The sequence below is a fragment of the Pseudomonas entomophila genome (assembly GCF_013523125.1).
In the GTDB taxonomy this organism is placed as follows: domain Bacteria; phylum Pseudomonadota; class Gammaproteobacteria; order Pseudomonadales; family Pseudomonadaceae; genus Aquipseudomonas; species Aquipseudomonas entomophila_B.
In genome coordinates, this window is sequence record NZ_JAAMQJ010000127.1 from 1 (window position 1) to 285 (window position 285).

General features: G+C 59.3%; 1 protein-coding gene. It reads left to right on the forward strand.

Features of this window, described 5'->3' with window-relative positions; all coding sequences use genetic code 11:
* Positions 1 to 15 precede the first annotated feature (15 nt).
* Positions 16 to 285, forward strand: a 270-nt coding sequence (locus tag G7007_RS21935) for a hypothetical protein (protein ID WP_181105203.1), incomplete at its 3' end; no start/stop codon positions are given.

Consider the following 285-nt stretch of genomic DNA (forward strand, 5'->3'; position numbering starts at 1 on the left):
GCACTCGAGCGCGCAATGATCGCCTTTCAGCGGGCAGTGGGTCAGCTCGAAGGCGTCATCATGGGCAAGTCGCATCACGATGCAGCCCTGGAAGCCTCGAGTCATTCTGCATGCGTTGAACTGGTCTCGGGGGAGGCGTTGCTGGTCAGTAACCCACTGTCCGAAGCGATCGAGTCCACTGCTCGAACTCTCGAAGTCGTCAAAGGCGAAGTCCGAGAAGTGCTGTTCGTGCAGCTGAATGGCCTGCTGGCTGAGCAGCGCAGTCAGCTTTTCACGTCGCCATCG